Raw genomic sequence first — 10,000 nt, forward strand, 5'->3', positions numbered from 1 at the left:
ATGATGGCTCTGGCGAAGTCAGAGTCTAATCCATGAAAGGAGATCAAAAATGAAAGAGTTAACCTGTGAACAAGTGAATGAAGTAAGTGGCGGATTTAAACCACCAACAGATGTATGGCCTGGTATGTCAGCGAGATTGGCGTTGACGACTTTTAAAGGTTGGGGTTGGGTTGGTGCTGCATTTAGCGCTGGGTATGCAGCTGGGGAGTTTTTGAACAGAAACACCCCCATTCAGAAAAAGATCGCCAGTTTAATTGACTCCATGTCTCGTTAGTACTAACCAGGGAGATGAGTCGATTGCCATCTCCCTTCTAATGGAGAAGTATTATGAAAAACGTAAAGTCTAAGATGACGGAAAACGAAGTCACAGTTATCCTTTATAGTCTGGCATTTGTAATGTTTTTGCTTTCAATGCATGCAATATCTGCACATGACATATGGGGTTTTTTATCCTATTTAGGGACATCTCTCGTGTTAGCACTTGGGCCAAAAGACCCTGATTTTTACAATTCACGCATCAAAAACTTGAGTGATTTAAACAATGTATCTTATTCAACTGATGCACTAACTGGTGCAATAATAAGCGTTGCTTGCATATTCATGATCGTTGGATTCGTAGGGCGATTGTTTTTTTCATAGAAGATAATTCTTGTTAGTACCATTCGTAAAGCGGAAGTTTTTCTTGCGACTATGGAGTTGTAGAGGTTCAAAATATTCTTGATGAAGAACTGCAATATCGAGTCGAAATTACTAGGAGAATCTCAGTAATCCTCTAATTGAAAAGGTTTTTCCAATTGAGATGTCTAGTGTTGATGGCTTTGTTGCTTCAAAAATAGGGTAAACCTAGCTTGAGTCGTTATAGGTAAATTTACCCGCATTGGTTGTACGGGTTTTATGTTGCTCATTTATGGGGCAGACAATAACAGCGTTGAGAAATGACTGAAATAGGTTGGTTACCGGGCACATTTTATCTGTATTAGCGGAACTAATAGCATGCAAACAATCTTCCAAGCCGAAGCTGCGGAATGTGGGTTAGCCTGCTTGGCTATGGTGGCCGATGCCTACGGTTATAAAACTGATATGACGAGTTTGCGCCAGCGTTATCCTTTGTCGCTTAAAGGTGCCACGTTACAGCAACTGATGCAATTGGCAGATCAGCTTGGTTTAGCCGCAAGGGCTTTGAGACTCGAGCTACACGAATTGTCCCAACTCAGGCTTCCTTGTATTTTGCATTGGCAAATGAGCCACTTTGTTGTGCTGGTTAAAGTCAAAGGTCAGAAAGTTCAAATTCTTGACCCTGCTTTTGGCAAGAGAGATTTGAGTTGTGCTGAGCTCGATCAGTGTTTCACTGGCATTGCACTTGAGTTAAGCCCTACAAGCGCCTTTAAAAAACAAGATCAGAGGCAAAAGCTAAGTATTCGTCAGTTTTGGTCCTCTGCTACTGGTTTATGGTCTGCGTTATTGCGGATCCTGTTGATGTCGCTGGTGCTGCAGTTTTTTATGCTGGTTGCTCCTTACTACATGCAGCTCGTCGTGGATGAAGTATTGGTGAGCAGAGATCTGGATTTGCTTCACGTTCTGGCCATTGCCTTTAGCTTATTGTTGCTGTTGCAAATACTAACTGCCGTCCTGCGAAGTTGGCTGGTACTACATTTAAGTAGCGTATTAAATCTGCAGTTAGCCACTAATCTGTTTCGGCATTTATTGCATTTGCCACTGAGTTTCTTTGAGAAACGCCATATGGGAGATGTAGTCTCTCGTTTTGGTTCTTTGCAGCAACTACGTGAATTACTGACCAATAGTCTGATTGAGGCCCTGATTGATGGCTTGATGGCGTGCACAGTGCTGGTGTTACTTTTCGTTTATCATCCGGTTTTGGCCTCTGTGGTACTTTTTGCAGTCTTGCTTTATGCAGTGCTGAGGTTAGTTTTTTATGCGCCACTGAAGCAATGCACTGAGCAAGGCATCGTCGCACAGGCCAAAGAGCAATCCGGTTTTATGGAAAGTGTCCGTGCTATTCAATGCCTGCAGTTGTTTTCAAAACAAAGTCAAAGGTTAAGTCTGTGGCAGAATCAGTACTCTGAGGCTGTGGATCAGCACTTCAGATTGGGTCGCTGGGAGTTGTCTTTGCAAGCTGCCAATCAGCTTTTGTTTGGTGTTGAACACATAGTGGTGGTTTATCTGGCAGCTTTAGCAGTGATCGACAACAGCTTTAGCGTGGGAATGTTGTTTGCGTTCGCCAGCTACAAAACTCAGTTTACCCAAAGGGCATCGGCTTTTATTGATCATTGGGTTGAATTCCGCATGCTGGATTTGCACTTACAGCGTCTGGCAGATATAGCTCTGACTGACACAGAACCATGCGGAGCCAGTCAACCTTATTTGCAGTTACGAGGTCATATTGAACTCCGCGAGCTGTGTTTTCGTCAGGCAGATCAGGAACCATGGTTATTTCACCAGTTAAATTTTCGCCTTAACCCAGGTGAAAGCGTCGCTATTGTTGGCCCCTCTGGTATAGGAAAAACCAGTTTATTAAAAATAATAGTTGGAATGACAAAGGCGCAACAGGGAAAGGTTCTGGTGGACGGTATGGAGCTAACCAGTTTCGGCTTACAGCATTACCGGGGGCAAATAGCCGCAGTGATGCAAAATGATCAACTGTTGTCTGGAACTGTGATGGACAACATCTGCTTTTTCAGCCCGAAACCTGACTTAGACTACCTGATGTATTGTGCCGAACTGGCTGCGGTGCATCAGGATATAGTGGCTATGCCTATGGGCTACAATACCCTGATAGGCGATATGGGCTCCGCCTTATCCGGCGGGCAAAAACAGCGTCTGTTGATTGCCCGTGCTTTGTACCATAAACCCAAAGTATTGCTGCTTGATGAAGCGACCAGTCATCTGGACTTGTTGCTGGAAGCCAAAGTCAATCAGGCTATTCGCCAATTAAAAATAGGCCGTATTATGGTTGCTCACAGGACTGATACTATTTTAACAGCAGATCGAATCCTGTTATTACGCCAGGGGCAGCTGACCGATATCACGGGCGAGTTCCGCCAATTGCATAATTCGCCCCAGTCATTGAGCCACAGAGAGCCCTGTTAAATCTGGCTGTTTTTAGTGTTCTCATTCGGCCAGTTTTAACAGCAGATCGTGTGGTGTGAGTTGTTGACGTTGCAAAATCAAATCCTGCCCCAATGCAAGCAGTCGTCTTTGAGTCTGAAGTTTAAAGCCGGCATCTGCCAAGGCTTTCAGCTCTTCGGCAACACCCCAGCCAACAGTGCGACGTATCAGCTCGCAACCAGCATAACCTAAAGTATCCTGCCAGATCTGATGCAGGAACCTCTGTTGATAAAGTGCATTCTGAAAACTCTGATCTTTAGTTTCCATTTGCATCAGTTTGCTGAAGACTGTAGAAAACTCCTGCCAGAACAAGTCGATTTGGTTGGACAAATAGTCACGGGTCGATGGTACTTTGGTAGAGTCCTGAGTGATCAGATTTAAAATAAGGCTGGCGATCAAAGTACCGCTATCAAATCCAATCGGGCCGTAACAGCCAAATTCTGCACCTATCACTTTAATTTCTTCATGACTGACTAACAGATTACCGCAGTGCAAATCACCGTGTAACAAAGCCTGAGGTTTGGTGAGAAAGTCCGCTTTAAGTTGAGCGACTTCGGCCTGAAGGGCCTCGTTGACCCACAAGCTACGGACTTCAGGTACTTGTGTAAAACTCAGGCTATTGCGTTCATGATTACAATAAGGATCGGTGAACACCAGATCTTCAGTCACAAGGCAAAGTTCGGGATTATTAAATTGCAATTGCCTGGCTTTTTTAACCGGGCCTGTAAGCGCAAAGTCACTACTGTAAAAGCAAGTCTGTGCCAGATAACGCGCCAATTGAATGCCAAGTTTTGCAGGTTGTTGTCCGACAGTAATTGCAAAGCGCAATACAGAGCAGTCTGCTAAGTCTTCCAGCAATAAAGTTGCAAGTTCGGGGTCATAGTACAGAACCTCGACCAGATACTCTGGACAGATTTTGGCTTGATGTTTTAGTACATCAGCTTCGATTTGTGCTCTGTGCAAACTGACAGGCCAGTATTGAGTGAAACCTGAATGTTCAGGCAAGGCTTGTTTTACTATAAGGCTGGTCCCTCTGTTATTTTTCACTCTGAACACTTGGTTCAGACCATTGGTATCCAGCTGTTCTGCGGTTAACTGACTGTGGTCGCCAAACAAATCACTGTGCTTGTCGGCAAATAATGCGGCGTCTTTCGAGTTTAAGCGCAGGTAAGGCATTGGCGTACAAATCCTCTAATAAGAAAAGGCCATCATCGCAAACCCCTTTGGACTGCACAATGACCTTTTGCCCATAACTTCCGGGCACAAACAGCTATTTAAGGCTGTACTGGCGTAAAACGTAGCAACGCTGCTGTGCGTGCTTTATACAAAGCCAAACCCGACTCATTCAGGCTATAGTTGTCCGTACCCTGCAGAGTTGTCAGAAATTGCTGCTCTATGGATGCATTAAGGCAGGCTTTTTCTGTTGTGGCCATAGGCTTAAAACTCAGACGCAGGCCTTCTGTTTCATATGCACCGGTAAATTGGTTGCAGCCGGCAAAACCACTAACCCGACCATCAGTGCCAAACTGAAGGTAAGGGGTCATGTCCGGCTCTGTCGCGGCTATTGTTTGTCCCATTAGCTCCGTCAGCTTCCAGCGCAAACCTGTGAGTGCAGCTGCTGTTCTGTCTTGTTTCTTGAGCTGGTAGTGCTCAGCCAGCTCACCAGTGATCTGTTGGCCCTGCATGTCCAACTGTATTAACTGATTCTCGCCAACTTTATAGAAAGCCGGTCCATCGTGTTGATCCAGTAAACGAATTACAGAACCTGTTGCATCCCATTCAAAATGGCCTTGTTGCTCAAAAGGTGCGGCATCTTTACCCAGATAAGTGCTACTGAGCTGATAACTATTGTCCATCTTTAGCGTCAATGAAGTCCGGATACCTTCGCAGTCGGCACAAGGCACGACACCTTGATATACACCGGCCCAATCTAAAGAATTAGCGCTGTTGTGACTGCTGTTTGCTGTTGCCACTACTTCTGTTGGCGTTGCTGTTTGTGGCTCTGTTGGAGCTGGTCCGCAGGCGGCCAATATCAGGCAAGCGGTCAGACTGAGGATTATTGGTTTAAGCATCAAAAATCTCCTGTTTTTGGTTGTTCAGGGCGTTTTGCTGAGTTGCACTTTAAAGAGGTGGGGCTTTACCAAAACTGAATTGGCAGAAAAAACCTTGTACCACCCTGTATTCACAACCGCTGGTCACAGTGGGCTGGAGTCATTGACACCAGAGGCTAGACTGGCACTCATCAGCTATCTTGTCCCTAAAGAGTACAACAGAGTGATGAACTTAACCCGAAGCAGTATAAAAAATCCGGCCGCTGTGGTTGTGGTCAGTCTGATCATGGTGTTATTCGGTCTGCTTGCTGTCGCTAAGTTGCCTGTCCAGCTTTTACCTTCAATAGAGCAGCCGCAAATTTTTATCCAAAATGGTTGGCGCGCCGCTGCTCCTGAGGAAATGGAATCAACCATTATTGAGCCTCAGGAGGCCGCACTGCGCACAGTGCCTGGTGTGACTGAAAGCAGCAGTTTTATTGGCGCCGGCTTTGGCTCCATTACCCTTACTTTTGACGTCGGGCAAGACATGCAGCAAGCCATGCTGAATGTGATTAATGCGTTAAATCAGGCACCCCCTCGTCCGAGAGAGGCTGATGAACCAGTGGTATCACTTAATAGTGGTGCTGGCCCTGTCGCTAGTTTGTTGATCCGCAAGCTGGATGAAAATGCCGACGCAGATTTTACTGCTTTGCAACCTGTGATTGATGATGTGGTCTACCCCAGATTAAAAGCCATAGCTGGGGTATCTCAGGTCGATTTAGCCAGTCGCCGGGCTAAAGAATTGCATATCGTATTTGACCCATATCGTCTGGCTGCTTTGGGCTTGTCTGTGGACCAACTGAGTTCACGCATAGGTCGGGCCAGCAATGTCTCTGGTGGTTTTGCTGAAGTGGGGCGGCGGGAATACACAGTGCGTTTTGTTGGCCAGTACAACCCGGCGCAATACGAGCAAATGGTGGTGGCCTATCAGAACGACAGGCCTGTGTATTTGCATGAAGTGGCCGAAGTAAAAATAGATTACGCCGAACAAGCTGGTTTTACTAAACGTAATGGCTACCCGGCCTTTTATATCACGTTGCAGCGAGCTGCAGGTTCGAACACTGTTGAAATTCTTGATGCGCTGAATGAGGAAATCGCCGACTTAAATCAACATGAGCTAAAAAATAAGGGCATTGAGATAGTGCTGAGTTTTGATGCTTCAGTCCATATCAAAAGAGCTATAGAACTGGTCAATGGCAATCTGATTTTGGGGATAGCCTTGGCGCTTGGCATTTTGTATCTATTTTTACGTGGCTGGCAGGCGACCTTGTTGATTGGCCTCACCATTCCGGTTTCTTTGATGATGTCCATTATGGTGCTGGATTTGTTTGGCCGTTCCTTGAATGTCGTGTCTTTGGCCGGGTTGGCTTTTGCTGTGGGCATGGTACTGGATGCCGCCATCATAGTGCAGGAAAATATAGTGCGCTTGTTGCAACAAGGGTTAGCGCTGGAGCAGGCTGTGAAAAAAGGTGCGGCTCAGGTCAGCAGTGCACTGTGGGCCTCAACGGCAACCACTGTCGCTATTTTTGTGCCCGTATTGTTTATGCAAGGGGTCGAAGGGCAGCTGTTTTATGACTTGGCTTTGACTTTGGCTGTGGCTGTGACTGCGTCCTTGCTGGTGGCTTTAACTGTGTTACCTGTGGCCTCTTTGTATTGGTTGAAACCTCAAACAGGCCAACACTCTGTGCTGTTGTTTTGGCAAAAACTGGCAACCAGCATCAGCCGTCTGACGATGAATCGAAAAAGGGCTGTTGCCTGGGTCTGCTTGCTTGTGCCCGGCGCGGCACTGTTTATTGCCTTGCTGCTGCCTAAGGCTGATTTTCTGCCTCAGGCTTCCATTGATACAGTGTTTTCCGGTTTCTCATTACCGCCTGGCGCTAATATGCAGGTATTGGAGCAGGAAATAGGCGATCTGCTGGTCAGCCGCTTACGACCTTATTATCAGGAGAAAAAATATCCGGCTATCAAAGGTTACAACCTGTCGATCAACAGAGGCTTTAACGTGCTTTTTGTCTACGCCGAAGATCCGGACAGCATAGAGGATATGATTAAACTGCTGCGGGAAGAGATCCTGGTCGGCTTGCCGGATACCAATGCCTTTAGTGTACAGGGTTCGTTGTTTAACTTTGGTTTTGGCAGTGGTCGTGAATTAAATCTGGATTTCCAGGGTCCTGATGTGCCGCAACTGATGCAGCAGGCCGCCGCAGCTATGCCAAAAATTGAACAGTTATTACCCGGCGCTACGGTGCGGCCCGTGCCTGATTTAGCTTTGGCTCAGCCTGAACTGCGATTAACGCCGGATGAAAACCGCATAGCACAAAGTGGTGTGGACCGCTTTACTGTGGCCACTATGGTACGAGCTGTCACAGATGGTATATACATCGGCGAATACTTTGACGGTAATGAGCGTATGGACATTATTCTCAAAGGCCAGGGCTGGCAAACTCCGGAACAATTGACGGCGACGCCTTTGTATACGCCGGGCTCAGGCGGTCAGACCTTAGGTCAGTTGAGTGAGCTGAACTACACTACAGGCCCCACCTCCTTGCAGAGAGTTAATGGGCTGAGGACTGTCAGTTTGCAAGTGACTCCTCCTGCCACTATGCCACTGGATGAAGCCATGCAAATTTTGCAACGTGAGCTGATGACACCTTTACGTGATGAAATGCCGGAGCAAATTTCAGTGCAGTTCCGCGGCAATGCCGATCGCTTGTCACACGCCATGACAGAGATGGGAAAAAACTTTGCTGTGGCTGTGTTTATTCTGTTTTTGTTGATGGCCGCTTTGTTTCGTTCTGCCAAAGACAGTGTGCTGGTGGTGCTGACTATGCCTATGGCGATTTTGGGGGGCGTAGTGGCGCTTTGGTTACTGAATCTGGTGACTTTTCAGTCGCTGGATCTGCTGACCATGATAGGTTTTGTTATCTTGTTAGGATTGGTGGTGAATAACGCCATTTTGTTGGTGGATCAATGCAGGCAAAGCCAGCGTGAAGGCGTGGCGCTGGATCAGGCTTTGTATCAGGCCATACTAACAAGGGCCAGACCAATATTTATGAGTACCTTAACCAGTATTTTTGGCATGTTGCCGTTGGTGCTGGTGCCTGGTGTAGGTTCTGAAATATACCGGGGGTTAGCGGCTGTGATTGTCGGCGGTATGACCTTTAGCATGCTATTTAGTCTGGTATTAATTCCGGCTTTATTACGTTTGACTTCTTCAGCCCGCCAAACGGACCGGGCTGGTCTTCCTTTGGAGATCTCTGATGCAACTTCATAAATGGGCTTTGACTGCGGCTTTCTTATGTTCATCTTCCCTTAGCGCGCAAACGCCGCCAGAAAAAGTGGTTAGTGTGGCGCAAGTGCAACAACAGATAATGTTGCCTCATACCATGGTTACAGCCCAGGTACAAAGCCGGTATCAAGCCGATGTCACAGCAGGGGTTGAAGGCCGTTTATTGTGGCTGGCCGAGCCCGGTACACAAATTAAACAGGATGAGGTGATAGCCCGTTTGGATACCACACCATTGCAGCTGCGCGTTGATGAAATGCATGCCCGCATCAGCAGGGCTGATATTCAGTGGCGGCGTTTGCAAAAAGATACGGCCCGTTTGCTGGAATTGAGCAAAAACAACAGTGTGGCCCTGACTCAACTGGATCAGATCAGTGCAGAGAGAGACAGTGCTGAAGCCGAACTGAAATTACTCCAAGCTCAGTTGGCACAGCTGCAGGATCAGATAGACCGAAGTTCAGTCAAAGCGCCTTTCGCCGGAGTGGTGGCGCAGCGTTTTCATCAGTATGGGGAAGATATCAGCAGAACAGACGCTTTAGTAAGGCTGGTCAATTTGAATGATTTGGAAGTTGTGGTATTTGCACCGCTGAAATACGCCGCTTTTTTGCAGCAAAATCAATTGTTGCAGGTATTTCATAGTGGTGGTGAAAGTCAGTTGCCTGTGCGCAACCTGATCCCTGTGTCAGACATGCGTTCACAAACCTTTGAAGCCAGAATCAAAGTGCCAGAGCAGTTGCTGGCTAACTTCCAGGTTGGGCAGCTCGTCTCCGTTGCTGTGCCAACAGCCATTGCTCGTCAGCAACTTTTAGTACCTCGGGATGCCGTTGTGGTCAAAAGTGAAGGTCAGTTTGTTTTTGTGGTAGATAAAGAACAGAAAGCACAGCAAAAAGCTGTGCAGTTAGGTCAGGGCATGGGCGCACTTATCGCTGTGGATGCAGACTTAACAGCTGGAGAACAGATAGTGATACGTGGTGGCGACACCTTGACCCAGGGCGACAAGGTTAAGGTGCTGACCGACAAAGAGTTCCCGGTAAAAACTTAAGGCGTTTTGGCTGGAGTGTTGTCCTGCCAGGCCGCGGTTCCCCAAAGTGGAACGCTGGTCAGCGAGTGTTTATAGCTGCCAGTGCTTTCTTTGGTCGAGTAAGATAAATACAACAAAGTCTGGCTGCTGCTATCCAGAATACGGCGGATTTTTAAGTGCTTAAATAATATGCTTTTTGAGGTACTGAATATCACTTCGCCGTTTTTAGAACGATCGATGTCTTTTAGCATAGCTGTGGTGATTTCCCCGGTTTGACGGCAGGCAATGGACATATCAGAGGGATCGGCAAAATCCAGATTGGCTTCCACGTGACTAATATGGCAAGTCACACCTGGAATTTTTGGGTCGTTAAAGGTTTGAATTTTAATGTCTTTGGTGGTGAATAAACCTAAACTGACATCAGCGACTTCTTTATCAGAACAAGCTACAAGACCAAAAGCGGTAACAATCAAAAGC

Annotated in this window: 8 protein-coding genes; 5 read left to right on the forward strand and 3 right to left on the reverse strand. The window is 46.9% G+C overall.

Going from position 1 to position 10,000, the window contains the following annotated elements; all coding sequences use genetic code 11:
* The first annotated feature begins 49 nt into the window (after positions 1-49).
* The 3 genes from LDL40_RS15095 to LDL40_RS15105 all read left to right on the forward strand — a co-directional run bounded on the left by LDL40_RS15095 (position 50) and on the right by LDL40_RS15105 (position 3,108).
* Positions 50-274 carry a hypothetical protein gene (locus tag LDL40_RS15095; RefSeq protein ID WP_300996256.1) on the forward strand — a complete coding sequence of 75 codons (225 nt, stop codon included), beginning with the start codon at positions 50-52 and terminating at the stop codon, positions 272-274.
* Between the two features lie 53 nt (positions 275-327).
* The gene (locus tag LDL40_RS15100; RefSeq protein ID WP_300996257.1) at positions 328-639 is read left to right on the forward strand and encodes a hypothetical protein; all 312 of its coding nucleotides are present in this window, start codon (positions 328-330) and stop codon (positions 637-639) included.
* Positions 640-993: 354 nt separating this feature from the next.
* Positions 994-3,108, forward strand: a complete 2,115-nt coding sequence (locus LDL40_RS15105; protein ID WP_300996259.1) for a peptidase domain-containing ABC transporter — start codon at positions 994-996, stop codon at positions 3,106-3,108.
* A gap of 21 nt (positions 3,109-3,129) precedes the next feature.
* Here the strand turns inward: LDL40_RS15105 and mtnK are convergent, their stop codons facing one another.
* Together mtnK and LDL40_RS15115 are read right to left on the reverse strand one after the other, a co-directional pair.
* Entirely contained in the window at positions 3,130-4,302 is a 1,173-nt protein-coding gene (gene mtnK / locus LDL40_RS15110; RefSeq protein ID WP_300996260.1) for an S-methyl-5-thioribose kinase, read from the reverse strand.
* A gap of 98 nt (positions 4,303-4,400) precedes the next feature.
* Entirely contained in the window at positions 4,401-5,198 is a 798-nt protein-coding gene (locus tag LDL40_RS15115; protein WP_300996261.1) for a copper resistance protein NlpE N-terminal domain-containing protein, read from the reverse strand.
* A 205-nt stretch (positions 5,199-5,403) separates the two neighbouring features.
* On the opposite strand from LDL40_RS15115, the gene LDL40_RS15120 reads away from it, so the two are divergent.
* Positions 5,404-8,490, forward strand: coding sequence for an efflux RND transporter permease subunit (locus tag LDL40_RS15120; RefSeq protein ID WP_300996264.1), 3,087 nt, complete (start codon positions 5,404-5,406; stop codon positions 8,488-8,490).
* Positions 8,477-9,544 carry an efflux RND transporter periplasmic adaptor subunit gene (locus LDL40_RS15125; RefSeq protein ID WP_300996262.1) on the forward strand — a complete coding sequence of 356 codons (1,068 nt, stop codon included), beginning with the start codon at positions 8,477-8,479 and terminating at the stop codon, positions 9,542-9,544. The genes LDL40_RS15120 and LDL40_RS15125 overlap by 14 nt, the downstream gene beginning before the upstream one ends.
* Here LDL40_RS15125 and LDL40_RS15130 read toward each other — a convergent pair.
* Positions 9,541-10,000 (reverse strand): CreA family protein (locus LDL40_RS15130; RefSeq protein WP_300996263.1); only part of this gene is annotated, 460 nt, incomplete at its 5' end. The two genes, LDL40_RS15125 and LDL40_RS15130, sit on opposite strands and share 4 nt — an antisense overlap.

This window comes from Rheinheimera sp., from assembly GCF_020217005.1.
GTDB lineage: Bacteria > Pseudomonadota > Gammaproteobacteria > Enterobacterales > Alteromonadaceae > Pararheinheimera.

Bases quoted from the DNA above. Each gene is read 5' to 3' on its own strand.
- LDL40_RS15095 (WP_300996256.1), top strand. From the start codon at position 50: ATGAAAGAGTTAACCTGTGAACAAGTGAATGAAGTAAGTGGCGGATTT.
- LDL40_RS15100 (WP_300996257.1), top strand. From the start codon at position 328: ATGAAAAACGTAAAGTCTAAGATGACGGAAAACGAAGTCACAGTTATC.
- LDL40_RS15105 (WP_300996259.1), top strand. From the start codon at position 994: ATGCAAACAATCTTCCAAGCCGAAGCTGCGGAATGTGGGTTAGCCTGC.
- mtnK (WP_300996260.1), bottom strand. From the start codon at position 4,302: ATGCCTTACCTGCGCTTAAACTCGAAAGACGCCGCATTATTTGCCGAC.
- LDL40_RS15115 (WP_300996261.1), bottom strand. From the start codon at position 5,198: ATGCTTAAACCAATAATCCTCAGTCTGACCGCTTGCCTGATATTGGCC.
- LDL40_RS15120 (WP_300996264.1), top strand. From the start codon at position 5,404: ATGAACTTAACCCGAAGCAGTATAAAAAATCCGGCCGCTGTGGTTGTG.
- LDL40_RS15125 (WP_300996262.1), top strand. From the start codon at position 8,477: ATGCAACTTCATAAATGGGCTTTGACTGCGGCTTTCTTATGTTCATCT.